This is a genomic window from Pseudomonas sp. LRP2-20, assembly GCF_024349685.1.
GTDB lineage: Bacteria > Pseudomonadota > Gammaproteobacteria > Pseudomonadales > Pseudomonadaceae > Aquipseudomonas.
The window spans coordinates 5,336,183-5,360,390 of record NZ_AP025944.1 but is presented as its reverse complement, the minus strand read 5'-3'; the positions used below and the strand labels follow the sequence as shown (position 1 = coordinate 5,360,390).

The window sequence follows — 24,208 nt, the reverse complement described above, 5'->3', positions numbered from 1 at the left end:
AAAAACCCGGCCACGCCTACGCTGTAAAATGCCCCACCGCAAAACCGGAGTTCGCCCCATGACCCCCATCCTCCACCTGGAAAGTGCACGCCTGGTGCTACGCCAATGGCACGATGACGACCTGCGAGAGTTCGCCGCGATGTGTGCCGACCCGCAGGTGATGCGTTATTTCCCGGCACCGATGACGCGGCTGGAAGCGGCGGCGCTGATCGGCAGGATTCGTGGGCACTTCAACGAATACGGTTTTGGTCTGTGGGCCCTGGAGCGAAAGGACAGCGGGGCTTTCATCGGCATGACGGGGTTGCTCAATGTCAATTTCGACGCGCCGTTCGCTCCGGCGGTGGAGATTGGCTGGCGCCTGGCGCGGCGCCACTGGGGCCTGGGTTTTGCCAGCGAGGCGGCATGGACCTGCCTGCGTTGTGCTTTCGCCCAATTGCGCGTGGAGGAGGTGGTGTCGTTCACTAGCGAGAGCAACTTGCCGTCGCAGAAAGTCATGCAGGCCATTGGCATGGTCCAGGACGCCAATGGCAGCTTCGACCACCCCCGCCTGCCCATCGGGCACCCGCTGCGCCCCCATGTGCTGTACCGCATTGACCGCGCACGCTGGGAGCAGACCTTGCGTACTGAATGAGCCGCCATGCACGGCGTCGATGACAAACCCTGTATCATTTCCCACCTGAGAGCGCCGTAGAGCTGTGATGCCTTGCTAGGAGAACCCCCGATGAGTCATGTGTTGGACGACCTGGTCGACCTGTTGAGCCTCGAATCGATCGAGGAGAACCTGTTCCGTGGCCGCAGCCAGGACCTGGGCTTCCGCCAGCTGTACGGTGGCCAGGTACTGGGCCAGTCGCTGTCGGCCGCCAGCCAGACGGTAGAAGATGCGCGCCATGTGCATTCGCTGCACGGTTACTTCCTGCGCCCGGGCGATGCCAGCCTGCCGGTTGTGTACTCGGTCGACCGCGTGCGCGATGGCGGCAGCTTCAGCACCCGGCGGGTGACGGCGATCCAGAAGGGCCAGCCGATCTTTACCTGCAGCGCGTCGTTCCAGTACGACGAGGAAGGCTTCGAGCACCAGGCGCAGATGCCCGATGTGGTCGGCCCGGAAAACCTGCCGACCGAAGTCGAGCTGGCCAGCGCCCATGCCGACAAGCTGCCCGAGCGCATCCGCGACAAGGTGCTGTGCGCCAAGCCGATCGAGATCCGCCCGGTCACCGAGCGCGACCCGTTCAACCCCCAGCCCGGCGACCCGGTGAAGTACGCCTGGTTCCGCGCCGACGGCACACTCCCAGACGTCCCGGCGCTGCACAAGTACCTGCTGGCCTACGCCTCCGATTTCGGCCTTTTGACCACCTCGCTGCTGCCCCATGGCAAGTCGGTGTGGCAGCGCGACATGCAGATCGCCAGCCTCGACCATTCGCTGTGGTTCCACCGCAACCTGCGCGCCGATGAGTGGCTGCTGTACGCCACCGACAGCCCCTGGGCCGGCAATGCCCGTGGCTTCTGCCGCGGCAGCATCTTCAACCGCGCTGGCCAGCTGGTGGCCTCGTCGACCCAGGAAGGCCTGATCCGCCACCGCAAGGACTGGGCATGAGCCTGGGCGATATCCGCAACTGGGTGTTCGACATGGACGGCACCCTGACCGTGGCGGTGCACGATTTTGCCGCCATCCGCGTCGCCCTGGATATCCCGGCCGAGCACGACATTCTCACCCACCTGGCGGCGCTGCCAGCGGCGGAGGCGGCAGCCAAGCACGCCTGGCTGCTGGAGCATGAACGCGACCTGGCGATTGCCTCGACCGCGGCCACCGGGGCGGTGGAGCTGGTGCGTGAGTTGGCCGGGCGCGGTTGCCGCCTGGGCATCCTGACCCGCAATGCGCGGGAGCTGGCGCATGTGACGCTGGAAGCGATCGGCCTGGCCGACTGCTTCCAGGTCGAGCACATTCTCGGGCGCGATGAGGCCGAGCCCAAGCCGAGCCCGGATGGGCTGTTGAAGATCGCCGGTGCCTGGGGCGTGGCGCCAAGCGAGCTGGTGATGGTCGGGGACTACCGCTTTGACCTGGACTGTGGGCGGGCCGCTGGCGCGCGCACGGTGCTGGTGAACCTGCCGGATAACCCGTGGCCTGAGCTGGTGGATTGGCATGCCGCCGATTGCCTGGCATTGCGGGGGCTTTTGGGCTGAAGCTTCTGCAGTCTGTGAAGGCCTATTCGCGGGGCAAGCCCGCTCCCACAGGTACACCACAGGGCTCAGGTCTGTAGAGATCCTGTGGGAGCTTCTGCAGTCTGTGAAGGCCTATTCGCGGGGCAAGCCCGCTCCCACAGGTACACCGCAGTGCTTAGGTCTGTAGAGATCCTGTGGGAGCTTCTGCAGTCTGTGAAGGCCTATTCGCGGGGCAAGCCCGCTCCTACAGGTACACCGCAGTGCTCAGGTCTGTAGAGATCCTGTGGGAGCGGGCTTGCCCCGCGAAAGGGCCGGTAATGACTATGCTGAACCCCAGTCTTTCTCTAAATGGAGCTTCCAGTCATGACCAGCAAGGCCATCTATGTGCAACCCGGCGGCGGCTACGACAAGGTCGAGGTCGGCACTTGTGAGGCCCCTGCGCCCAAGGCCGGCGAGATCACCGTACAGCTGCACGCCAGCTCCCTCAACTATCACGACTTCGCCGTAGTCAGTGGCATGTGGGGCCCGAGCGAGCGGCGTATTCCGATGGCCGACGGTGCCGGCGAAGTGGTTGCGGTCGGTGCGGGCGTGAGTGAATTCAAGGTGGGCGACAACGTCGTCAGCACGTTCTTCCCTGACTGGCTCGATGGCCAGGCCAATGTCGAAGGCTTTGGCCGGGTACCCGGTGATGGCCTGGACGGCTACGCGCGCGAACAGGTGACCGCTGCGGCGACAGCCTTCACCCTGGCGCCTCAAGGTTTCAGCCACGCCGAGGCCGCGACCCTGACCACGGCAGGCCTCACCGCCTGGCGCGCGTTGATGAGCGATGACCACCTCAAGCCCGGCGACACCGTGCTGGTGCAGGGCACCGGCGGTGTGTCGATCTTCGCCCTGCAGTTCGCCAAGCTGGCGGGTGCCACGGTGATCGCCACGTCGTCCAGCGACGCCAAGCTCGAACGACTCAAGGCCCTCGGCGCCGACCACCTGATCAACTACAAGAGCACCCCGGCCTGGGGCGAGAAGGTGCGTGAGCTCACCGGCAATCGCGGCGTCGATCACGTGATCGAAGTGGGTGGGCCGGCGACCCTGGAGCAGTCGATGATCGCTGCGCGCATCGGCGGGCATGTGTCACTGATCGGCATTCTCACCGGCGTGGCCGGGCAGTTGCCGCTGGTGCAGGCACTGGTGCGGCAGATCCGCCTGCAAGGGGTGCTGGTTGGCAGCCGTGCGCAGCAGCAGGCGATGGTGCGGGCAATCGATGCCAATGGCTTGCGGCCGGTGGTGGACAAGCATTTCGAGCTGGAGCAGATCGTCGAGGCGTTCCGCTATCAGGAAAGCAACCGGCATTTCGGCAAGATCTGCCTGACCTGGTGAAACGGTAACGACGGTTCGACAAGCCCGATGCATTGCGCACATCGGCAAGGCAGTGCTGTTCGCAAGGGCGCCTGCAGGTGCTGGTGGATAGGGCATTGGCCTGAGCTTTTCCAGGGGCCTGCGCTGGCCTCTTCGCGGGCAAGCCCGCTCCCACAGGTTCCCCACAAGATTCGGGCCTTTGGGCGATCCTGTGGGAGCGGGTTTACCCGCGAACACGGGCGAAGCCCGTGCCATGCACCGCCGTCCCTAGTCCGGCAGCAACCGGTCCCGGCTGTTGGACAGGTGCAGGCAGATCGCTGCCCGCGCCGCGTCCGGGTCCTGCCGGCGGATGGCATTGAGGATCGCCTCATGCTCAAGGTTGGCCAGGTACGCATGCCGCGCCAGCTTGGCCCCGGCGCGTTCAGCCAAGGCCATGCGGTTACGCGGGATCAGACCATTGCCCAGCTGCGCCATCATCTCGCTGAAATACAGGTTGCCGGTGGCCTCGGCGATCAGCAGGTGAAAGCGCCGGTCCGCCTCGATGCAGCTGTCCCCGGCAGCCGCCAGGTCCTGATAGTCATCCAGCGCCTTGCGCATGCGCGCCAGCTGCTCGTCACTGCGGCGCACGGCGGCGAGGGCCGCCGCCTGGCCCTCCAGGCCGATGCGCAGCTCCAGCAGGTCACGCACGCTCGCGGCATTCTCCGCTCCCACCCGCAAACCCGCCTGGCCCTGGCGCGCCATCACGAACGTGCCGATGCCGTGGCGCGGCTCCACCAGGCCTGAGGCCTGCAACTTCGACAGCGCTTCGCGGACCACGGTGCGACTGACGCCATGCTCGCGTACCAGGGTGTTCTCCGAAGGCAGCTTGTCCCCCGGTTTGAAGGTGCCCAGCAGAATCTGCTGGGTCAGGCTCGACACCAGGTCATGGGCGCGGCTGTGGCTGCGTTTGGCGTGGGGAGTATCCATGGCGATTTCCGGGTCTGGGTTGCTTGTACGACAAGTTAACCAATAAAAATAATTTTTGCCTGGTTTTTCTCTGCAGGGTGCACGCCGGTTTCAAGCGATAGCGTCATATTCGATGCAGTACTGCTATTTATCTGCTTGTATTTTGCCATTTCAGCGACATTTGACATCTTGTCGTACAACCTCGCTGCGCATATGCTCCGTCCCACTGTCATGTCAGACAACTTCGACCCGCACAAAAACAATTAGTGGGAGATCTACCTGTGAACGACACCCTCGCTCCGTCTGCCCGGAATGAAGGCGACGCTTTGGCCAGTGCCGTGGCCAAGGTCAAGCGCCACGTCCTGCCGCTGTTCGTCATCATGTTCATCGTCAACTACCTCGACCGCGTCAACATCGGCTTCGTCCGGCCGCACCTGGAAAGCGACCTGGGCATCAGCGCCGCCGCCTTTGGCTTCGGCGCCGGGCTGTTCTTCATCGGCTACGCGCTGTTCGAGGTGCCCTCGAACATGTTGCTGCAAAAGGTCGGTGCGCGGCTGTGGCTGACCCGCATCATGTTCACCTGGGGCCTGGTGGCCACCGCCATGGCCTTCGTCCAGAACGAAACCCAGTTCTACGTGCTGCGTTTCTTGTTGGGGGTGGCCGAGGCGGGCTTCTTCCCGGGTGTGATCTATTACTTCACCCGCTGGCTGCCGGCCGCCGAGCGCGGCAAGGCGATTGCCATCTTCCTCAGCGGTTCGGCCTTGGCTTCGCTGATTTCCGGGCCGCTGGCCGGCGCGTTGATGCAGATCCAGGGCCTGGGCCTGCATGGCTGGCAGTGGATGCTGTTCATCGAAGGCATGGCCTCGGTGACCCTGTGCTTCTTCGTGTTCTTCTGGCTCGACTCCAAGCCGCAGGATGCCAAGTGGCTGAGCCAGGCCGAGCAGGACGCACTGGTCGCGACCATCGACCGCGAGCAGCGTGAGCGCGAGGCCGTCGGCGCGGTGAAACCTTCGGCCTGGAGCCTGCTCAAGGACCGCCAGATCGTGCTGTTCTGCCTGATCTACTTCTGCATCCAGCTGACTATCTACGCCGCCACCTTCTGGCTGCCGAGCATCATCAAGCGCATGGGCGACCTCAGCGACTTGCAGGTCGGCTTCTTCAACTCGATCCCGTGGCTGATCTCGATCATTGCCATGTATGCCTTCGCCGCCGGCTCGACGCGCTGGAAGTTCCAGCAGGCCTGGGTTGCCGGCGCCCTGGTGGTCGCTGCCATCGGCATGTTCATGTCCACCACCGGTGGCCCGGTGTTCGCCTTCGTCGCCGTTTGCTTCGCCGCCATCGGCTTCAAGTCGGCCTCGTCGCTGTTCTGGCCGATTCCGCAAGGCTACCTGGATGCCCGCATCGCCGCGGCCGTGATTGCCTTGATCAACTCGGTCGGCAACCTCGGCGGCTTCGTCGCCCCCACCACCTTCGGCCTGCTCGAGCAGCAGACCGGGTCGATCCAGGGTGGGCTGTATGGCCTGGCCGTGACTTCGGTGCTGGCGGCCATTGCCGTCTTCTTCGTACGCATTCGCCCAAAGGGCGCTCCTTCTGACGAGCTCAAGGCGCCTTCGGCCTTGGGCCAGACCCACTGATGATTGCGAGACAACAACCATGAACATGCAGACCAACCCCGCCGTTCACACCAGCACCCCGGTCGTCACCGAGCTGCGGGTGATCCCCGTCGCCGGCCACGACAGCATGCTGCTCAACCTCAGTGGCGCCCATGGCCCGTACTTCACCCGCAACGTCGTGGTGCTGCGCGACAGCGCTGGCAACACCGGCCTGGGCGAAGTGCCCGGTGGCGAGAAGATCCGCCAGACCCTGGAGGACGCCCGCAGCCTGGTGGTCGGCCAGCCGATCGGCCATTACCAGCGCGTGCTCAATGCCATGCGCCAGACCTTCGCCAACCGCGATTCTGCTGGCCGTGGCCTGCAGACCTTCGACCTGCGCATCACCGTGCACGCAGTGACTGCCATCGAGTCGGCGCTGCTCGACCTGCTCGGTCAGCACCTCAACGTGCCGATGGCGGCCCTGCTGGGTGAGGGCCAACAGCGCGAGGCAGTGAAGATGCTCGGCTACCTGTTCTACATCGGTGACCGCCAGCAGACCGACCTGGCCTACCGCAACGAAGCCGATGCCGATGATGACTGGTTCCGCCTGCGCCACGAGAAGGCCCTGACCCCGGAAGCTGTCGTGCGCCTGGCCGAAGCGGCCAAGCAGCGTTATGGCTTCAGCGACTTCAAGCTCAAGGGCGGCGTGCTGCGTGGCGAGGAGGAAATGGAAGCAGTGACGGCCTTGGCCGAACGCTTCCCCGAAGCGCGCATCACCCTCGACCCGAACGGCGCCTGGTCGCTGAAGGAAGCCATCGCCCTGTGCCGCGACAAGCACGCTGTGCTGGCCTACGCCGAAGACCCGTGCGGTGCCGAGAACGGCTATTCGGGCCGTGAAGTGATGGCCGAGTTCCGCCGTGCCACCGGCCTGCCGACGGCCACCAACATGATCGCCACCGACTGGCGGCAGATGGGCCATGCGATCCAGCTGCAGTCGGTGGACATCCCCCTGGCCGACCCGCACTTCTGGACCTTGCAGGGCTCGGTGCGGGTGGCGCAGATGTGCAACGACTGGGGCCTGACATGGGGCTCGCACTCGAACAACCACTTCGACATTTCGCTGGCGATGTTCACCCAGGTGGCGGCTGCTGCACCGGGTGAAATCACGGCCATCGACACCCACTGGATCTGGCAGGACGGCCAGCGCCTGACCCGTGACCCGCTGCGCATCGTCGATGGCCATGTGCGGGTGCCGGCGCGGCCGGGGCTGGGCGTGGAGCTGGATGAAGACCAGCTGGCCAAGGCCCATGAGTGCTACCGCAACATGGGGCTGGGCGCGCGGGATGACAGTGTGGCGATGCAGTTCCTGATCCCGGGTTGGAGCTTCGACAACAAGCGGCCTTGCCTGGTGCGTTAAGGCTGCCGGCCTCTTCGCGGGCACGCCCGCTCCCACAGGGTCTTGTGCAGTACCTGTGGGAGCGGGCGTGTCGGGGCGCCGAACCGCCGCGAAGAAGCCAACACCATTTACCCTGCTTCAAAGAATGCCCGCGCCATCGCCACAAAGGCCCCCAGCACCGGGTTCGGGTTATCCCGGCAAAACGCTAGAAAGATCTCCGCCTGCTGCTCCATTCCCACCAACGGCTTGAACAACACTTGCTCCAGGCGCAACGCCTGCGCCGAAGCCGGCACCACTGCACAGCCCAACCCGACATTGACCAGGCCCAGAATCGAATGCGTCTGCCCCAGCTGATGCAGATACCGCGGCTGCACTTCATGCCGGGCAAACAGGTTGGCGATGCGGTCATGGAAATAGCGCCCTTCGTTGGCGCTGTACATCACGAACGGCTGCTCATGGAAATCGCTCGGCCTGAGCCGCTCGCGGGCTGCCAGCGGATGCCCGGCGGGCAGGGCGGCGACGAAGGGTTCGCGGTGGATCGGCAGGTACTCCACGCGCGCGCTGGGCAGCACCTGGCGCACCAGGCCGACATCGATCAGACCGGCCTCCAGGTCGTGTACCTGGGTGGACGAGACGCGCTCGCTGAGCACCAGCTCGATGTCTGGCAAGGTTTGCCCGGCGTGCACCAGCAAGCGTGGGATCATGCTGTAGGCGCCGACGGCGGTGAAGCCCAGGGTCAGGCGGCCGGCTTCGCCATGGGCGATGCGCCGCGCCGACTGGCTGGCCGATTCGGCGACTTGCAGGATACGCCGGGCGTCGTCGAGAAAGCTTTGCCCGGCCAGGGTCAGGCGTGCCTGGCGGTTGTTGCGCTCCAGCAACAGCACCCCGAGAGAATGTTCCAGCAGCTGGATCTGCCGGCTCAGCGGCGGCTGGGTCATGTGCAGGCGGGTGGCGGCGCGGCCGAAATGCAGCTCTTCGGCCACGGCGACGAAGCAGCGCAGCTGGTGCAGCTCCATGATTCAATTCCTGAATTATTCAATCCAGTATCTATATTAGACCTGTATCAAATGCGGGCCTAGCATCGAGTCATGTCTTCGAACTGCCGGATGCCCAGGATGAACAACCTTTCCATCGACGTGCTGCTGACCCAGCCTGTGCCAGAGGCCATCGACGCCCAGTTGGTCAGCGCTTATCAGGTACATCGCCTTTATCAGCATGACCACCCGCAACAACTGCTCGCCGAGGTTGGCCCGCGCATTCGCGGCGTGGTCACCGGCGGCGCCAAGGGCCTGTCGAACGCGCTGATGGACCAGTTGCCTGCCCTTGAGATCATCGCCATCAGCGGTATTGGCACCGACGCCGTGGACCTGCGCCACGCGGCCAGCCGCGGCATCCACGTGACCACCACGCCGGGCGTGCTTACCGCCGATGTGGCCGACTTGGCCATGGGCCTGATCATCAGTACCCTGCGCCGCCTGGGCGAGGGGGAGCGGCTGGTGCGCGACGGTTTGTGGGGCACGGTCAACCTGCCCTTGGCGCGCAAGGTCAGCGGCATTGAACTGGGCATCGTCGGGCTTGGCCAGGTGGGCAAGGCTATCGCGCGGCGCGCCGCTGCATTCGACATGCGCATTGCCTACAACGGGCGGCGCGAGCAGGCAGAAACCGGTTACCGCTTTGAGGCCGATCTGGTCGCGTTGGCGCGCTCGGTGGATGTGCTGGTGGTTGCAGCGTCCGCCGATGGCGGCCAGGTGCTGGTGACGGCCGAGGTGCTCGATGCACTGGGGCCGCAGGGGTACCTGGTCAATGTGGCGCGCGGCAAGTTGGTCGATGAGGACGCGCTGGTCGAGGCGTTGCGTGAACGGCGAATCGCCGGGGCCGGGCTGGATGTGTTCGTCGATGAGCCCTACGTGCCGCCGGCGCTACGTGATCTGAACCAGGTCAGCCTGCAGCCGCATCGCGGCAGCGCCACGCTGCAGACCCGGCTGGAGATGGGGCGCATGGTGCTGAACAACCTTGAAGCCTGTTTTCGCGGTGAGCTGCCGCCGAATCGGGTGATCGACCTTTAGGGCCTCTTCGCGGGCAAGCCCGCGAAGAGGCCGGTACAGGCAACACAAGGCCCAAGAGCCACACCTTCTCCGCACAAGAACAATCGCTTCCACCGAGAAGCAAGAGGGTCCAAATGAACAGCAAATCCGCCGTCGCCGCATCGCAGGCCGTGGCCGGGATCGGTCGCCATCGCTTCCTGGTCCTGGCGCTGATCTTCGTCATCACCGTCATCAACTACGCCGACCGCGCCACCCTGTCGATCACCGGCACCGAAGTACTGAAAGACCTGGGCCTGGACCCTGTGATGCTGGGCATGATCTTCTCGGCCTTCGCCTGGGCCTACGCCCTGGGCCAGGTCCCTGGCGGCTGGCTGCTCGACCGTTTCGGCGCGCGCCGGGTCTATGGCGTCAGCCTGATCCTCTGGTCACTGTTCACCTTGCTGCAGGGCACAGTCGGCTGGCTGGGGCTGGCCGGTGCTTCGGCGGCAGTGGCGCTGTTTTCCATGCGCTTCATGCTCGGCCTGGTGGAGTCACCGGCGTTCCCGGCCAACTCGCGCATCGTCAGCTGCTGGTTCCCCACCCGTGAACGCGGTACGGCCTCGGCCCTGTTCAACTCGGCGCAGTACATGGCCGTGGTGCTGTTCACCCCGCTGATGGCATGGATGACCCACACCCTGAGCTGGGAGCAGGTGTTCATCTGGATGGGCGTGCTGGGGTTGGTGCTGAGCGTGGTGTGGTTCCGGCTTTATCACGAGCCGCACAGCGCGCCGGGGTTGAGCCGCGAAGAGCTGGACTACATGCGCGAAGGCGGTGCGCTGGTCGACCTGGAAAAGGAACGCAAGACGGCCAGGAGCAAACCGACCCGCACCGAGATCGCACAGCTGTTCACCAGCCGCAACCTGTGGGCGGTGTACCTGGGCCAGTACTGCATCACCGCGCTCACCTACTTCTTCATCACCTGGTTCCCGATCTACCTGATCAAAGGCCGTGGCATGACCATCATGGAGGCCGGCTGGGTCGCCGCGCTGCCGGCCATCTGCGGCTTCACCGGCGGCATCCTCGGCGGCTTCGTCTCGGACTGCCTGATCCGCCGCGGCGTGCACCCATCCAAGGCGCGCAAGACCCCGTTCGTGATCGGCATGGCGCTGTCTACCAGCCTGGTGCTGGCCAACTATGTGGAGGGCAACGCGGCGGTGATCGCGCTGATGACCCTGGCCTTCTTCGGCAAGGGCCTGGCGGCGGTGGGCTGGGCCGTGTTGTCGGATGTGGCGCCGAAGAAGATGGTCGGGCTGTGTGGCGGCGTGTTCAACGGCATCGGCAACATCGCCGGCATCGTCACCCCACTGGTGATCGGCTACGTAGTCGCCAGCACGGGCTCGTTCCACAACGCACTCTGGTTCGTGGCCGCCCATGGCGTGCTGGGAATCTTCGCTTACCTGTTGCTGGCCAGGCGCTTCGAGCGTACCGGGCAGGCGTAGGCAGACGCCTGAGCAACAGAGGCCCTGGGTGACCGGGGCTTTTTTGTGCGCGCGACAAACCCACCCAATTGAATTGCGAAAGCTTCAGACGGCCTGCTGGCGTGATTGGACAAGCCGTTCGCGAGATCTGGCGTTTATGGAAATGCGCTGTCGTGATCGAACAGTTCCGAGGCGTTCTCGTGTAATTTCCCACAGCCTCGCGGGGCTTAAATGAAGCCCGAACCGCACCGGCATCTTGCTCTGTGACGCGTGCCAAAGATCAACAACAGAGCACCAGCAACGTGTCGACTTATTGATTTGAAAGGAGATATTTTCGCCTACGCCTGCCCGTCCTTCCTTGTGTCAGCAAAAAGAGAACAACATCAATGAACACCGTGGGATCTGATGGCAACCTTGCACAAGGTTTCAAGCCACGTCATGTAACGATGCTGTCCATCGCCGGCATCATCGGCGCAGGACTTTTCGTCGGCTCCGGGCACGCCATTGCGGCGGCCGGGCCAGCCACCATTCTTTCGTATTTCGTGGCCGGCACCCTGGTGGTACTGGTCATGCGCATGCTCGGCGAAATGGCCGTTGCACACCCGGACACTGGATCGTTCTCCACCTACGCGGACCAGGCCATCGGCCGCTGGGCCGGCTATACCATCGGCTGGTTGTACTGGTGGTTCTGGGTGTTGGTGATCCCGATCGAAGCGCTGGCGGCGGGGCATGTGCTCAACGCCTGGTTCCCCGATATCCCCAGCTGGATCTTCGCCCTTGCCTCGGTGCTGTTGCTGGCAGGCACCAACCTGTTCAGCGTGGCCAAGTACGGCGAGTTCGAGTTCTGGTTCGCCATCCTCAAGGTCACGGCAATTCTCGGTTTCATCGGCCTGGGCTTCGCCGCGCTGATGGGCTGGCTGCCCAACCGCGAAGTCAGCGGCTTGAGCGGGCTGATGGCCGAGCATGGCGGCTTTGTGCCGAAAGGCTGGTCGGCGGTGATCGGTGCGTTCATCACCGTGATGTTCAGCTTCATCGGTACCGAGGCCGTGACCATCGCCGCCTCCGAATCCAGCGACCCGTCGCGCAACATTGCCAAGGCCACCCGTTCGGTGATCTGGCGGATCAGCACCTTCTATATCCTGTCGATCTTCGTGATCATCTCGGTGGTGCCGTGGAACGACCCGCAGCTGGCGGTGGTGGGTTCGTACCAGCGCGCGCTGGAAATCATGAACATCCCCAACGCGGCCTTCATGGTCGACCTGGTGGTGCTGGTGGCGGTGACCAGCTGCATGAACTCGTCGATCTACATCGCCTCGCGGATGATGTACTCGCTGGCCAAGCGCGGCGACGCCCCGGCGTTTCTCAACAAGACCTCCAAGGTCGGTGTGCCACGCGCCGCGGTGTTCGGCAGCACCCTGATCGGCGCCGCCATCGCCATCCTCAACTACTTCGCACCCAAGGGCGTGTTCGAGTTCCTGCTGGCCAGCTCCGGCGCCATCGCGCTGCTGGTGTACATGGTCATCGCCATCTCCCAGCTGCGCATGCGCCGCCGCCTGGAGCGCGAGAATACCGAGTTGAAGTTCCGCATGTGGCTGTTCCCGTACCTGACCTGGGCAGTGATCGTCTTCATCGCCGGTGCGCTGGCGGTGATGATGTACACGCCTGAGCACCGGGCGGAAGTGAGTTCGACCTTGGGCCTGGCGATCGTGATTTCCTTCCTGGGGATCGTCACCTCGCGGGGCCATGCGCAAATGGTGGGGGCGCGGTCGATGGGGTGATTGAGTTCACCTTGCAACAAGGGCGAGGGCACCAGTGGATGGGTGCCCTTCGTTTTTTGTGCCATGTCTGGAAATGTGAAGGGGCGGGAATGTGTTCGCCATGAACCCTTCAGCGCCTATGAGATCGAGCGCCGCCCGCGCGGCGCATCGCGAGCTGCGCTCGCTCCTACGTTTGTTTCGGGCCAGTAACGCCTGTGGCAGGCGTGCGCGACCGCCTTGTTGGTACGACACGGTATCGAGTCATGCGCCAAGGCGTTCGCGCGTAAATTCCGCAGGAAAAATTGGCCCGAAACAAACGTAGGAGCGAGCGCAGCTCGCGATGCGCCGCGTGGGCGGCGCTCGATCTCATAGGCGCTGAAAATATTGCGGTGAGCACCAGGCAGCAATAAAAGTCTCACCAGCGATGAGACAAATTGTTCGAGGTCTAGTCGCTTACCATCTCGATGTACCTGTTCACAGCCGGCGCTTTCTCGAAGCGCCGATAGACCAGGCTCAACCACGAACTGGCCTGGCAATCGGCAATCCGCCGGTAGTTCACCTGCGGCAGGCTGATGCGCTGCACCACCGACTCCGGCACCACTGCGATCCCTTGCCCCAGCGACACCAAGGTAATCACCGCCACCAGGCTACCCGGTTGTGGTCCGAGCCGAGGAACGAACCCACCCTGCGCCGCCGCCTCCAGCGTGCCGGAAATCTGCTCTGGCAGGATGAAGGTCTCGTTGGCCAGTCGCGCTGCCGGAATCTGCTGCAGTTCGTTGATCCGCGAACTGGCGGGCAGGGCGAGTACGAAACCCTCCTGGTGCAAGGCGATGGCTTCCAGTTCTTCCGGCAGCTCCATCGGCGATCGCACATAGGCCAGGTCGAGCAGGCCATCGCGAACCATGCCCGGCAGCTCGGCCATAGGCAGTTCACGGATGTTCAGGCGCACACCGGGGTGAGCATCACTGAAGCTGACCACCTGCCGCTGCAACATGCCCGAGTACGCCGCCGACGCCACGTAGCCCAGTTCGATACGCCCGCTTTCACCACGCCCGGCACGCTGCGCGCCCAGCTGCGCGGCATCGAACTGACGCACCGCCTGCTCAGCTTCAACCAGCAGCGCCTGCCCGGCGGCGGTGAGGTTCACTTCGCGCTGATTGCGCTCGAACAGCCGCACGCCCAGCTCGCGCTCCATGTCCTGGATCTGCCGGCTGAGGGTGGGCGGGGCGATGCCCAGCTGCTCGGCGGCACGGGTGAAGTGACCGTGGCGGGCGACACAGAGGAAGTAACGGAAATGACGAATTTCCATGCGGTGTTACCTGCAAGCTAATGAAGCGGTCCTTTGAGGCTAACAAGCTTCGGGGCCGAAGGCATTAAGGTGAGTCCAACATGCAGGGGACCGCTGCGCGGTCCATCGCCGGCAAGCGCGGCTCCCACAGGTACAGCGCCGCCCTTGGAGCCTGCACTGTACCTGTGGGAGCTGGCTTGCCTGCGATGGGCTGCAAAGCAGCCCCGGCGATCTCACAGGCCAACCAACCCGCTCGCCCCCGGAGCCTATCCATGCCTTCTGCACGCTTCACCCTGCTCACCGCCTCCCTGGTCTGTGCCCTGATCATCCTCGACACCAACATCGTCGCCGTCAGCCTGCCCAGCATCGCCCGCGACCTCTCCGGCTCGTTTGCCGATATCGAATGGGTGGTCAGCGCCTACCTGCTGGCCTTCGCCGCCTGCCTGCTGCCCGCCGGCAGCCTGGCCGACCGCTTCGGCCGCCAGCGCATGCTGCTGATCGGCCTGGCCGTGTTCGGCGTTGCTTCGCTCGCCTGCGGTGCCGCCCCCAGCCTGCTATTCCTCGACCTGGCCCGGGCAGCCAAAGGCGTGGGCGCGGCAATGCTGCTGACCTCAGCCCTGGCCGCCATCGGCCACCGCTTCCACGAACCGCAGGAGCGCCTGCGTGCCTGGGCGTTCTGGGGCGCCTGCATGGGCGCGACCATCACCTTCGCGCCATTGCTCGGCGGCGTGATCGCCAGCACCCTCGGCTGGCGCTGGATCTTTTACATCAACCTGCCGCTGGTGGCGGTGCTGGCGCTGATGGTGCTGCGCAGTATCGAAGAGTCTCGCGACAGCGCTGCCGCAAGGCTCGACCCGATGGGCAGCCTGACCTTCGCCGGCAGCCTGGGCTGCCTGATCTGGGCGATGATCGAGGCCAATCAGGTGGGCTGGACCAGCGTCGATACGCTCGGGCGCCTGCTGATCAGCGCGTTCCTGATGGGGCTGTTCATCATGGTCGAACGCAGCCAGGAACGGCCGATGATCGACCTGCAACTGATGCGCAGCGGGCGCTTCATCGGGGCCTTGCTGGGGATGTTCGCGTATGCCGCCTGTGCGCAAGTGATGATGACGTTGTTGCCGTTGTATCTGCAGAACGGGCTGCAGCTGTCGGCGCTGGCGGCAGGGGCGGGGATGCTGCCGTTTGCCGTGGCGATGTTGCTGGCGCCGCGCTGGGGGATGCGCTTGGCTGTGTGGTTGAGCCCGGCTCAGGTGTTTGCCCTGGGGCTGGTGTTGGTGGGGGTGGGGAATCTGCTGTGTGCCTGGGCTGTGGGTGTCGGGGGGTATGTGGCGTTTGCCTTGGCCAGCCTGGTGTTGGGGGCGGGGGCCGGGCTGCTGAATGGGGATACGCAGAAGAACATCATGGCTTGTGTGCCGCGGGAGCGTACGGGGATGGCTTCCGGGCTGAGCACCACCACCCGGTTTGGCGCCATTGTGCTCGCCATCGGCATTTTCGGTGGTGTACTGGCCACCCGTGGCGAGCAATTGTTGCGACAAGCGCTGCAGCAGGTGGCGCCCGAGCAGCTGGGCAATGTCGCCGCCATGGCCACACGCGTCGCCGCAGGTGATATGCCAGCAGCACTGGCAGGGGTCGAACCGGGCCTTCGCCAAGTTATCGCACCACTCGTCCTGCAGGCCTTCATGGGCGGGTTCCAGGCGATGCTGCTGTGTGCTGGCTGCGCAGCACTGCTATTCGCCGTGGTGGTCGGCGCGCTATTGAGCCGCCCGTTGCCCCGCCCCGCGCTGCAAACCGCGCGCTAAGGTGGCTTATTGGAACTATCTTTCCTGTGCCCCACAACTATTTGAAAGCGCGGATGTCACTTTCTGCAGGCCGGCGATGACATGGGGATACCGGCCTTAACGCACAGGAGCGAAAGGCACATGGCAGCACTGCACGGCAGCACGTTGGAAGCGATCAAGACCAATCAGGCACAATTGCTCAATGAATGGATTTCAAGCCTGGAAACCAGCGGCGCCACGCGCAACATCAAGGAACAGACGCTCAGCCAGGAAACCCGCGAGTTCCTCCAGCTGTTGACCGACGGCCTGCAAACAGACAGTGGCAACAACGTTGGCGCAGCAGGGTGGGACGAAATCCGCCGGTTCCTGGAAAAACTCTCTGCCAGCCGGGCCCAGCTGGGGCATGACTCGCACCAGACGGTGTATTTCATCTTCGCCCTCAAGGGCCCGCTGTTCGGCTTGCTGCAGGCCCATTACAGCAACGAACCCGCACGCCTGTCCGAGCAGCTATGGGTCATCTCCGAACTGCTCGACAACCTGGGCATGCACACCATCCGCACCTACCAAAAGACGCGCGAAGCGGTGATCAAGCGCCAGCAGGAAGAGCTGCTGGAGCTGTCCACGCCGGTGGTGAAGCTGTGGGACGGGGTGCTGGCATTGCCGTTGATCGGTACCTTGGACTCGCAACGCAGCCAGACCGTGATGGAATCGCTGCTGCAACGCATCGTCGACACGGGCTCGGAAATCGCCATCATCGACATCACCGGTGTGCCGACCGTCGACACCCTGGTGGCCCAGCACCTGCTCAAGACGGTCACCGCGATCCGCCTGATGGGCGCCGATTGCATCATCAGTGGCGTGCGCCCACAGATCGCCCAGACCATTGTGCATCTGGGGCTCGACCTGGGCACGCTGACCACCAAGGCCAACCTTGCCGACGCCTTGAAGCTGGCCCTGTCGCGCCTGGGTGTGAGCCTGGCCGAGCGGGTATAGGCCATGGACCGCATACCAATCCTGCAAATGGGTGAATTCCTGCTGGTGACCATCCAGGTCGACATGCATGACGAGCTGGCCATGCGCCTGCAGGACGACCTTACCGACCGCATCAGCAGCACCTCGGCCCGTGGCCTGTTGCTGGATATTTCTGCACTCGACATGGTCGACTCGTTCATCGGTCGGATGATCGCCGACATCGCCAGCCTGTCGCGGCTGATGGATGCCCAAGTGATGTTGGTGGGCATGCAGCCGGCCGTGGCCATCACCCTGGTCGAGCTGGGCCTCACCTTGCCGGGCGTGAGTACTGCGCTGAACGTCGAGCGTGGCATGCAACGGCTTCGCCAGACAGTGAGGCGCGCATGAGTGCCCAAGACAGTGGCAGCCTGCCGGTGCGTATCGAGCAGGATGTGGTGCTGGCCCGCCAGCTGGCCCGCAAGCTGGCCGGTGAGTGCGGTATGCGCCTGGTCGACCTGACCAAGCTGGTCACCGCCGTGAGCGAACTGGCCCGCAACACCGTGGTGTACGGCGGTGGTGGTGATATGGACTGGCAGGTTCTGGAAGAGGGAGGGCGCACCGGTTTGCGCCTGGTGTTCCGCGATGAAGGCCCCGGCATCCCCGATATCAACCTGGCGCTGACCGACGGCTGGACCTCCGGCAACGGTCTCGGCCTCGGATTGACCGGTGCCCGGCGCCTGGTCGATGAGTTCGAACTGGATACCGCTCCCGGCGAGGGCACACGGGTGACGATTACACGATGGGCATGAACATCCACGCCAGCCGTACGCTGGTGCTGCCACTCGAAGACAGCAGTCAGGTCGGTCACGCCCGACGCGTGGCGCAGAAACTGGCCGAGCAGCAAGGTTTCGATAGCGAGGACGCCGGCCGCGTGGCGCTGCTCGCCACCGAGCTCAGCAGCAACGTGCTCAAGCATGCGCAGCGCGGCGAACTGCACTTGCGCGCGGTGCCCGGCGCCCACGACTGCGGTATCGAACTGCTGGCGGTTGACCGCGCGCAGGGCTTTGATACCGCGCTCTGCCTGGCCGACGGTTATTCCACCGGCGGCACCCAAGGCATCGGCCTTGGTGCCATAGCACGCCTGGCCCAGGTGTTCGACGTGCACACCGATGCGCGTGGTTCGGTGATCATGGCGCGCTTGTACCGGCGCCAGGCCGCAGCCCTCGACGTGCGAATCGGCGTGAGCCATCACGCCTTGCATGACGACCCGGCCTGTGGCGACACCTGGCACGTAGCGATCGACGGCAACCGCCTCAGCGCGTTGCTGGTCGATGGCCTGGGCCACGGGCCAGACGCCGAAACAGCCGCGCAGGCAGGCGCTGCGGCCTTTGCCGCCGATGTATTCATCGACCCGCTGCTGCTGGTCGGTCGCCTGCATCAGGCGATGGTCGGCACCCGCGGTGGCGCCGTGGCGATCGCCCAGCATGATGCCAGCAAGAACCGCCTGACTTTCAGCGGCATCGGCAATATCGGCGCCAGCCTGATCCAAGGCACCCAGATGCGTGGCCTGGCCTCGCTGCCGGGCATCGTCGGCGGCCAGTACCGCAAGGCGCAAGCCTTCGACTACGCTCAGGTGAATGGCAACCTGCTCATTCTGTACAGCGACGGCCTGCAATCGCGCTGGAACCTTCAAGACTACCCTGGCCTGGTGCATCGCCACCCGGCCGTGATCGCGACCGTGCTGCACCGTGATTTCTGCCGTGGGCGGGATGATGTGACGGTGCTGGTCGTCGACCTGGAGCCCACCCATGGCTGAACCCCTGACCGAGCAGGCGGCACTGGTCGCCCGCCTGCTCGCCGAAAACCAAGCGCTGCGCGCTGAACTCGACGAAACCAACCAGGGCGTGCTGGCGTTGTATGCCGAGCTGGATATCCAGGCCGAACAACTGCGCCAGGCATCGGACCTGAAAAGCCGCTTCCTGTCCTACATGAGCCACGAGTTCCGCACACCGCTGGGCTCGATCCTGAGCATCACCAGCCTGCTGGCCGACGAACTGGATGGCCCCTTGTCGGAAGAGCAGCACCGTCAGGTCGCGTTCGTCAGCACCGCTACCCGCGAGCTGTCGGACATGGTCGACGACCTGCTCGACCTGGCCAAGATCGAGGCCGGGCGCATCACCATCTCGCCGGCCTGGTTCGACATGCTCGACCTGTTCGCGGCCCTGCGTGGCATGTTCCGGCCGATTGTCGACGCCAGCGCGGTAGACCTTATCTTCGAAGAACCGGTCGGCTTGCCAAGGCTGTACACCGATGACAAGAAGCTCGCGCAAATCCTGCGCAACTTCATCTCCAACGCCGTGAAGTTCACCTCTCGCGGGGAGGTGCGGGTATCTGCCCGACTACAGGGCGAAGACAAGATCTGCTTCGCCGTCAGCGACACCGGCATCGGCATCCCGTCCGGGCTGTTGAACACCTTGTTCGAGGATTTCGCCCAGGTCGACTCGCCGCTGCAGAAGCGCCTGCGCGGCACCGGCCTGGGCCTTTCGCTGTGCAAGCGCTTTGCCACGCTGCTGGGCGGTGAAGTGGGCGTGACCAGCGAACCAGGAATTGGCTCCTGCTTCTTCGTGATCATCCCGCTGGCCCTGGCCCAGGAGAACCCCGATGAAACCTGATGTGCGCCTGCTGATCGTCGACGACAACGCGGCCACCCGCTACGCCTTGCGTCGGCGCCTGGGTGTACATGGCTATGAGGTGCTCGAGGCCGGTACCGGCGGTGAAGGGCTGGCGCTGATCCGAGAGCAGCGGGTGGATGCGCTCATCCTCGACGTCAACCTGCCCGACATGAGCGGTTTCGACATTGTCCGCCAGCTGCGCGAGGATGCCCGCACCGCCTTGCTGCCGGTGATCCACGTGTCGGCGGCGTCGATCCAGAGCGGCGACATCATCACCGGCCTGAACGCCGGCGCCGATGCTTACCTGATTCACCCGGTGGACCCGGATGTCTTGCTGGCCACCCTGCGCACCCTGCTGCGCGTGCGCGACAGCGAACGGGCGCTGCGCGAGAGCGAGGCGCGCTTTCAGGAGATTTTCCGCAGCGTGTCGGCGCCTATCGCGGTGCTCGATGCCGAGCTCAAGGTGCATGAGTGCAACAATGCTTTTGTCCAGCTGGTGCAGGACAATCGCCACCCCGAATACCTGCGCGAATGCTTTGCCAGCCAGCAGGACGCCGCGCTGTGCGCGCTGCGCCAGCACATCGACTCGGGCGAGCGCTGGAAGGGCCAGTTGGGCATGCTGGTGCACGGCCAGCCCCGCGACACCGAGTGGCAGCTGTCGCCTTACCGTACCCCCGGTCTGTGCCTGGTCTTTGTCGAGGATGTGACCGAGCATCGTCATCGCGAGCGCTTTCACCTGGCCCGGCTGGACGATGCCACCACACAGCTGGCCAAGGAGGTGGCGGAACATGCCCGCACCGAAGCCCAGCTGTTGCAACTGCAGAAGATGGATGCCTTGGGCAGCCTCACCGGGGGCATCGCCCACGACTTCAACAACCTGCTGACCGGTGTGATCACCAGCCTTGAGCTGATTCGCAAGCGTGTCACCGAAGGCCGAACGGAAAATGTCCCCAAGTACATCGAGGCCGCGCTGGGTTCCGCCAGCAGCGCTGCCGTGCTGACTCACCGCTTGCTTGCCTTCGCCCGTCAGCAACCGCTGGATACTCGGCCGGTGGATGTCAACCAGCACATCCGCTCGCTGGAGGTACTGTTGACGCGGACCATTGGCGAACGCATCACCCTCAATCTGGATCTGTCCGAGCAGTCAGCCATTGCGCTGGTGGACCCGGTGCAGCTGGAAAGCGCCGTGCTCAACCTGGTGATCAATGCCCGCGATGCCTTGCCCAAGGGCGGGCATATCTGGGTCACCACCTGCACGGCGCGGGTCCAGGGCGACCCAAACCTGCGTGACGGGCCTTATGTCTCGGTGACGGTGCGTGACGATGGCTGTGGGATCGACGCGGCGCTACTGGACAAGGTGTTCGACCCGTTCTTCACCACCAAGCCGGTGGGGCAGGGCACGGGCCTGGGGCTGTCGACCATCTACGGTTTTGCCCGCCAGTCGGGTGGTCACGTGGCGTTGCACAGTGTGCTGGGCGAGGGGACCGACGTAACCCTGATGTTGCCCGCGACGGGTGACTGCGCTGTGGCCCCGCACCGTCAGGCAGCAGAAGATGCCCAGGGCAATGGTGAGCGTGTGCTGATTGTCGAGGACATGGCTTCGGTGCGCTTGTCGGTGGCCGAAGCGCTGGCCGACGCGGGGTACCGCTGCACATTGGCATCGACCATTGATGAAGCGCTTGAACAGTTGCGGCAAGAGCCGGGGCCGGATTTGCTGTTGACCGATGTGGGCTTGCCGACCTTGAGTGGGCGCGAGTTGGCGGACATGGCCAGGACCTTCAGGCCCGGGTTGCCAGTTTTGTTCATGACCGGGTATGCCGATGAGGCGCTGGACCGGCAGGCGTTTCTGGGGGTAGGGATGGATATGCTGGTGAAGCCATTCCGCTTGGGTGAGTTGTTGGAGAAAGTCAGGTTGGCGATGGCAGCAGGGCGAGGCTAAAGCCTCAGTTCCGGCGTACGCATACCCCCATCAACGGCCGCCACGACATCAGGGGGTACGGTCTGCCACAGGCGTAAACTGAGCAAGTCCTGCTAGGCACGCCTTCACCGCATTGGGTGATCCTGTCGCTGACCGCATAACCAGGAGCTTGCGCCCGGTGCCCGATATTCCGACTGTCTACGCCAAACGCTTCGATGCCGTGCTTGCTTACATCGATGGCCATCTTGAGGGTGACCTCTCGGTGAACACACTGAGCGAGGTGGCGCATTTTTCGGCGTTTCACTTCCATCGGCAGTTCACCGCCTATGTGGGGGTGCCGGTTGCACGTTATGTGCAGCTGATGCGCTTACGGCGCGCAGCGCATCGTTTGGCGTCCGCTTCGCAATGCTCGGTGTTGGACGCCTCGCTCGAAGCCGGCTTCGACAGCCCCGAGGCATTCAGCCGGGCGTTTCGAAGGGACTTCGGCATGACGCCCAGCGCCTTCAGACGGCAGCCGAACTGGCAGACCTGGCATGCGGTTTTCACTGTTCCCCACTTTTCCAGGAGCATTACCATGCAGGTACGTATCGTCGATTTCGCCGAAGTGCGGGTCGCCGCCCTTGAACACAGCGGCTCTCCCGCGCAGCTCGACGCGAGCGTGCGCCAGTTCATCCAGTGGCGCATGGGCAGCGGGCAGTCACCGGTAGGCGCGAGCCGCACCTTCGGCATTCCCTATGGCAACCCCGACACAACGCCGGCAGAAGAATTTCGCTTTGATCTCTGCGGCGAGATCGACGGGACAGTGGCACCGAACGACTACGGCGTCCGCGAGCTGATCATTCCCGGTGGCCGTTGCGTGGTCGTGCGCCACATCGGCTCGCCTGATCACATCGGCGAGAGCATCTATCCGATCTATCGCGACTGGCTGCCCGGCAGCAACGAAGAACTCCGTGACCACCCGCTGTTCTTTCACTATCTGAGCGTCTTTCCTGAGACGCCGCTGGACGAGTGGCAGACGGATATCTATATCCCGCTGCGGTAGCGCGGGGCGCCGTCAAACGCTGCACAAGGCCGCTCCCATAGATGGCTGCTGGAGTGGGCTGAGGTCATGGCTGCTTCATCATGCCGAGTTCGGCGTCATCCAGCAGGGCTTTGGCCAGGGCGCAGAGGTAGTGCGAGGCCCAGAGCAACTGAGGTTTGTCCTCCATCAGCCCGTCGATGGAAAGGTCGCGAGCGTAGCCCATCAGTTCCGAGGCCTGTTCGCGGGCGGCCCGGCAAGGGATGCCGGCTTCAATGCGAAACAGTGGGTGGGTCTGGTTTTCACCTTGGAAGAAGGTGGTTTGGCCGACGGTGAATCTGTTTTCTTCGGTGGGCATAGTTTGATCTCCCTGAGGTCATAGTTGCCTGGCCTGGCAGGCCAGGCGGATCATGATGCGGATCAGTGCAGTGTCTGCGGATCGGCGGGCTTCTGGATCTGGGCCAGCGCCGTTTCGAGCAATCTGCGCAAGCTATCGAGCTCGTGCATTGACGTCATGATCAGCAGCGACACAGGTGACTTTGGCTGCATCAGCATTGCTTGCTGGGCGACGGCTTCGGCGCATAACGCGTAGTCGGCGGCCATCATCAGCGTGTCTTCCAGGGAGTGGAGGAGGTGGGGTGGATCGGGGACTATCTTCAACATGATTGCTTCCATTTCAGGGCCGTCGCCTTCTGCTGTCAAACAGAGGGTGGCAGCTGTACGCGGGTTGACAGACCGGCGGAAACAACAAGTTCCGGCGCACGCACAGCCGCCATAACGACGAACCGTTTTGTTGTTTACCGTTGCGACCTGTCAAAGTCATGCCGTTGATGTGCAACGACCCACCGAGACTAGAACCCAAAAAAACGGACGGCAACGGAAAACTGGGGCAGAGAGTATCTTTTGGAAATGGCCTACAAGAAAGGGGGCAAATCTGATTATTCGCTGCATTTCGAAACAATCTGTAACGCCTTTATGGCAGAGTTCGGATTATTTCAGACACAAAAAAAGACGCCCAAGGGCGTCTTCTTTTTTGGTGCCGGGTAATCTGAATTGATAGCTTATCATGTTGAAAAATAATAAAAAATATTGGTTTGAAATTCCCTTGGAATACCATTTGGAATACCTGGCAGCTGAAATTGAGCTTAAGGGGGCGAGCAGTGCCTGAGCACTGCTCGAATGTCTTACCAGTCACGCCCGGGATTTTTGATGCGTTCCTTTGCCTCAGCTTTTTCAGCCTTGAGCTGCGCTTTTTTTATCAACCCTTCCAAGGTTTCTGAAATTGTTTTCCCTTGATTTCGAGCGAGGCGGTCAAGCTGCTGCTTCACACGCACGTCGAGCGTGAAGCTATACGCCTTTCTCTCCGCTAAGCCATCCCTGTACTGCTTCTGCCGCCATGCTGCTTTCATATTTTTGATAAGCAGTTCCATGGAAGGGCTATATCGTCGCCCTCTGCTCCACTCAATTATTACCTCTCGCGGGGAGGCGAGTCTGAGCTGGCTATCGATAAACCCCTTCCCCCTCAGGTAATCGACTGCCCATCGAGCCTTCTTTTCATCGAGAAGGCCAAGCCAAGACTGGAACAGCTCCTCTAGCTCGGTACTTTCATTACTACCAGCCCGATTATCGCGCATACAAGGTTACCTAATAGTTAACTGCGATAGGTTACCGAGTTGTGCTACCTAGTTACAACACTTGTAGTGGAACTTGGTTGCGTTACGCCGTAACGAATTTTGGTTTTTTTGGCTTCTTTATGGCGTTACGTTACTGCGTAATGAAGCGTGTTTTAATGTGGCGAAAGGTCATGCGGGCTTGGGTGTTTCCATCCATTTTAGAGATAATTTGCATCCGAATTGACTATTTTTTAGGCATTGCGGGCAT

Annotated in this window: 23 protein-coding genes; 17 read left to right on the top strand and 6 right to left on the bottom strand. The window is 63.4% G+C overall.

The window, feature by feature from the left end; translation table 11 throughout:
• Window positions 1-58: 58 nt before the first annotated feature.
• The 4 genes from OCX61_RS24035 (at window position 59) to OCX61_RS24020 (ending at window position 3,531) form a co-directional block, all read left to right on the top strand.
• The gene (locus OCX61_RS24035; RefSeq protein WP_261941676.1) at window positions 59-631 is read left to right on the top strand and encodes a GNAT family N-acetyltransferase; all 573 of its coding nucleotides are present in this window, start codon (window positions 59-61) and stop codon (window positions 629-631) included.
• Between the two features lie 90 nt (window positions 632-721).
• The gene (gene tesB, locus OCX61_RS24030) at window positions 722-1,591 is read left to right on the top strand and encodes an acyl-CoA thioesterase II (RefSeq protein ID WP_110637710.1); all 870 of its coding nucleotides are present in this window, start codon (window positions 722-724) and stop codon (window positions 1,589-1,591) included.
• Window positions 1,588-2,178 carry an HAD family hydrolase gene (locus OCX61_RS24025; RefSeq protein ID WP_261941675.1) on the top strand — a complete coding sequence of 197 codons (591 nt, stop codon included), beginning with the start codon at window positions 1,588-1,590 and terminating at the stop codon, window positions 2,176-2,178. The genes tesB and OCX61_RS24025 overlap by 4 nt, the downstream gene beginning before the upstream one ends.
• Window positions 2,179-2,520: 342 nt before the next feature.
• Window positions 2,521-3,531: a zinc-dependent alcohol dehydrogenase family protein gene (locus tag OCX61_RS24020; RefSeq protein WP_261941674.1), complete on the top strand. Its 1,011-nt coding sequence runs from the start codon at window positions 2,521-2,523 to the stop codon at window positions 3,529-3,531.
• 246 nt (window positions 3,532-3,777) lie between these two features.
• Here the strand turns inward: OCX61_RS24020 and OCX61_RS24015 are convergent, their stop codons facing one another.
• Entirely contained in the window at window positions 3,778-4,476 is a 699-nt protein-coding gene (locus tag OCX61_RS24015) for a FadR/GntR family transcriptional regulator (protein ID WP_261941673.1), read from the bottom strand.
• A 260-nt stretch (window positions 4,477-4,736) separates the two neighbouring features.
• Between OCX61_RS24015 and OCX61_RS24010 the strand changes: the two genes are divergently transcribed.
• Complete coding sequence (locus OCX61_RS24010; protein WP_261941672.1) at window positions 4,737-6,089, top strand: MFS transporter; 1,353 nt, start codon at window positions 4,737-4,739, stop codon at window positions 6,087-6,089.
• Window positions 6,090-6,108: 19 nt separating this feature from the next.
• Window positions 6,109-7,464: a glucarate dehydratase gene (gene gudD / locus OCX61_RS24005; RefSeq protein ID WP_261941671.1), complete on the top strand. Its 1,356-nt coding sequence runs from the start codon at window positions 6,109-6,111 to the stop codon at window positions 7,462-7,464.
• A 107-nt stretch (window positions 7,465-7,571) separates the two neighbouring features.
• Here the strand turns inward: gudD and OCX61_RS24000 are convergent, their stop codons facing one another.
• A complete protein-coding gene (locus tag OCX61_RS24000; RefSeq protein WP_261941670.1) occupies window positions 7,572-8,459 on the bottom strand; it encodes a LysR family transcriptional regulator in 888 nt (295 codons plus the stop codon).
• 99 nt (window positions 8,460-8,558) lie between these two features.
• Between OCX61_RS24000 and OCX61_RS23995 the strand changes: the two genes are divergently transcribed.
• The 3 genes from OCX61_RS23995 (at window position 8,559) to gabP (ending at window position 12,723) form a co-directional block, all read left to right on the top strand.
• Entirely contained in the window at window positions 8,559-9,509 is a 951-nt protein-coding gene (locus tag OCX61_RS23995) for a 2-hydroxyacid dehydrogenase (RefSeq protein WP_261941669.1), read from the top strand.
• A 113-nt stretch (window positions 9,510-9,622) separates the two neighbouring features.
• On the top strand, window positions 9,623-10,966 hold the full coding sequence (locus OCX61_RS23990; RefSeq protein ID WP_261941668.1) for an MFS transporter: 1,344 nt from the start codon (window positions 9,623-9,625) through the stop codon (window positions 10,964-10,966).
• 365 nt (window positions 10,967-11,331) lie between these two features.
• Window positions 11,332-12,723: a GABA permease gene (gabP, locus tag OCX61_RS23985; protein WP_261941667.1), complete on the top strand. Its 1,392-nt coding sequence runs from the start codon at window positions 11,332-11,334 to the stop codon at window positions 12,721-12,723.
• 424 nt (window positions 12,724-13,147) lie between these two features.
• Here the strand turns inward: gabP and OCX61_RS23980 are convergent, their stop codons facing one another.
• Window positions 13,148-14,011 (bottom strand): LysR family transcriptional regulator, encoded by an 864-nt coding sequence (locus OCX61_RS23980; protein ID WP_261941666.1) that lies wholly within the window; start codon window positions 14,009-14,011, stop codon window positions 13,148-13,150.
• Between the two features lie 251 nt (window positions 14,012-14,262).
• Between OCX61_RS23980 and OCX61_RS23975 the strand changes: the two genes are divergently transcribed.
• The 8 genes from OCX61_RS23975 to OCX61_RS23940 all read left to right on the top strand — a co-directional run bounded on the left by OCX61_RS23975 (window position 14,263) and on the right by OCX61_RS23940 (window position 22,351).
• On the top strand, window positions 14,263-15,789 hold the full coding sequence (locus OCX61_RS23975; RefSeq protein WP_261941665.1) for an MFS transporter: 1,527 nt from the start codon (window positions 14,263-14,265) through the stop codon (window positions 15,787-15,789).
• 120 nt (window positions 15,790-15,909) lie between these two features.
• Window positions 15,910-16,761, top strand: coding sequence for an STAS domain-containing protein (locus tag OCX61_RS23970; protein WP_261941664.1), 852 nt, complete (start codon window positions 15,910-15,912; stop codon window positions 16,759-16,761).
• 3 nt (window positions 16,762-16,764) lie between these two features.
• A complete protein-coding gene (locus OCX61_RS23965; RefSeq protein WP_261941663.1) occupies window positions 16,765-17,127 on the top strand; it encodes an STAS domain-containing protein in 363 nt (120 codons plus the stop codon).
• Window positions 17,124-17,528: an anti-sigma regulatory factor gene (locus OCX61_RS23960; RefSeq protein WP_261941662.1), complete on the top strand. Its 405-nt coding sequence runs from the start codon at window positions 17,124-17,126 to the stop codon at window positions 17,526-17,528. The genes OCX61_RS23965 and OCX61_RS23960 overlap by 4 nt, the downstream gene beginning before the upstream one ends.
• Window positions 17,525-18,535 carry an ATP-binding protein gene (locus OCX61_RS23955; RefSeq protein ID WP_261941661.1) on the top strand — a complete coding sequence of 337 codons (1,011 nt, stop codon included), beginning with the start codon at window positions 17,525-17,527 and terminating at the stop codon, window positions 18,533-18,535. The genes OCX61_RS23960 and OCX61_RS23955 overlap by 4 nt, the downstream gene beginning before the upstream one ends.
• Entirely contained in the window at window positions 18,528-19,391 is an 864-nt protein-coding gene (locus OCX61_RS23950; RefSeq protein WP_261941660.1) for a sensor histidine kinase, read from the top strand. The genes OCX61_RS23955 and OCX61_RS23950 overlap by 8 nt, the downstream gene beginning before the upstream one ends.
• A complete protein-coding gene (locus OCX61_RS23945; RefSeq protein WP_261941659.1) occupies window positions 19,381-21,330 on the top strand; it encodes a PAS domain-containing hybrid sensor histidine kinase/response regulator in 1,950 nt (649 codons plus the stop codon). The genes OCX61_RS23950 and OCX61_RS23945 overlap by 11 nt, the downstream gene beginning before the upstream one ends.
• 157 nt (window positions 21,331-21,487) lie before the next feature.
• Window positions 21,488-22,351 (top strand): AraC family transcriptional regulator, encoded by an 864-nt coding sequence (locus OCX61_RS23940; protein WP_410011090.1) that lies wholly within the window; start codon window positions 21,488-21,490, stop codon window positions 22,349-22,351.
• 64 nt (window positions 22,352-22,415) lie between these two features.
• On the opposite strand, the gene OCX61_RS23935 is transcribed toward OCX61_RS23940, so the two are convergent.
• From OCX61_RS23935 to OCX61_RS23925, 3 genes are all read right to left on the bottom strand, one after another.
• Window positions 22,416-22,685: a DUF3077 domain-containing protein gene (locus OCX61_RS23935; protein ID WP_261941658.1), complete on the bottom strand. Its 270-nt coding sequence runs from the start codon at window positions 22,683-22,685 to the stop codon at window positions 22,416-22,418.
• A 62-nt stretch (window positions 22,686-22,747) separates the two neighbouring features.
• Complete coding sequence (locus OCX61_RS23930; RefSeq protein ID WP_152955912.1) at window positions 22,748-22,990, bottom strand: hypothetical protein; 243 nt, start codon at window positions 22,988-22,990, stop codon at window positions 22,748-22,750.
• Between the two features lie 521 nt (window positions 22,991-23,511).
• The gene (locus OCX61_RS23925) at window positions 23,512-23,757 is read right to left on the bottom strand and encodes a hypothetical protein (protein ID WP_172828381.1); all 246 of its coding nucleotides are present in this window, start codon (window positions 23,755-23,757) and stop codon (window positions 23,512-23,514) included.
• Between the last annotated feature and the right edge of the window lie 451 nt (window positions 23,758-24,208).

Bases quoted from the DNA above. Each gene is read 5' to 3' on its own strand.
- OCX61_RS24035 (WP_261941676.1), top strand. From the start codon at position 59: ATGACCCCCATCCTCCACCTGGAAAGTGCACGCCTGGTGCTACGCCAA.
- tesB (WP_110637710.1), top strand. From the start codon at position 722: ATGAGTCATGTGTTGGACGACCTGGTCGACCTGTTGAGCCTCGAATCG.
- OCX61_RS24025 (WP_261941675.1), top strand. From the start codon at position 1,588: ATGAGCCTGGGCGATATCCGCAACTGGGTGTTCGACATGGACGGCACC.
- OCX61_RS24020 (WP_261941674.1), top strand. From the start codon at position 2,521: ATGACCAGCAAGGCCATCTATGTGCAACCCGGCGGCGGCTACGACAAG.
- OCX61_RS24015 (WP_261941673.1), bottom strand. From the start codon at position 4,476: ATGGATACTCCCCACGCCAAACGCAGCCACAGCCGCGCCCATGACCTG.
- gudD (WP_261941671.1), top strand. From the start codon at position 6,109: ATGAACATGCAGACCAACCCCGCCGTTCACACCAGCACCCCGGTCGTC.
- OCX61_RS24000 (WP_261941670.1), bottom strand. From the start codon at position 8,459: ATGGAGCTGCACCAGCTGCGCTGCTTCGTCGCCGTGGCCGAAGAGCTG.
- OCX61_RS23995 (WP_261941669.1), top strand. From the start codon at position 8,559: ATGAACAACCTTTCCATCGACGTGCTGCTGACCCAGCCTGTGCCAGAG.
- OCX61_RS23990 (WP_261941668.1), top strand. From the start codon at position 9,623: ATGAACAGCAAATCCGCCGTCGCCGCATCGCAGGCCGTGGCCGGGATC.
- gabP (WP_261941667.1), top strand. From the start codon at position 11,332: ATGAACACCGTGGGATCTGATGGCAACCTTGCACAAGGTTTCAAGCCA.
- OCX61_RS23980 (WP_261941666.1), bottom strand. From the start codon at position 14,011: ATGGAAATTCGTCATTTCCGTTACTTCCTCTGTGTCGCCCGCCACGGT.
- OCX61_RS23975 (WP_261941665.1), top strand. From the start codon at position 14,263: ATGCCTTCTGCACGCTTCACCCTGCTCACCGCCTCCCTGGTCTGTGCC.
- OCX61_RS23970 (WP_261941664.1), top strand. From the start codon at position 15,910: ATGGCAGCACTGCACGGCAGCACGTTGGAAGCGATCAAGACCAATCAG.
- OCX61_RS23965 (WP_261941663.1), top strand. From the start codon at position 16,765: ATGGACCGCATACCAATCCTGCAAATGGGTGAATTCCTGCTGGTGACC.
- OCX61_RS23960 (WP_261941662.1), top strand. From the start codon at position 17,124: ATGAGTGCCCAAGACAGTGGCAGCCTGCCGGTGCGTATCGAGCAGGAT.
- OCX61_RS23955 (WP_261941661.1), top strand. From the start codon at position 17,525: ATGAACATCCACGCCAGCCGTACGCTGGTGCTGCCACTCGAAGACAGC.
- OCX61_RS23950 (WP_261941660.1), top strand. From the start codon at position 18,528: ATGGCTGAACCCCTGACCGAGCAGGCGGCACTGGTCGCCCGCCTGCTC.
- OCX61_RS23945 (WP_261941659.1), top strand. From the start codon at position 19,381: ATGAAACCTGATGTGCGCCTGCTGATCGTCGACGACAACGCGGCCACC.
- OCX61_RS23935 (WP_261941658.1), bottom strand. From the start codon at position 22,685: ATGCCCACCGAAGAAAACAGATTCACCGTCGGCCAAACCACCTTCTTC.
- OCX61_RS23930 (WP_152955912.1), bottom strand. From the start codon at position 22,990: ATGTTGAAGATAGTCCCCGATCCACCCCACCTCCTCCACTCCCTGGAA.
- OCX61_RS23925 (WP_172828381.1), bottom strand. From the start codon at position 23,757: ATGGAACTGCTTATCAAAAATATGAAAGCAGCATGGCGGCAGAAGCAG.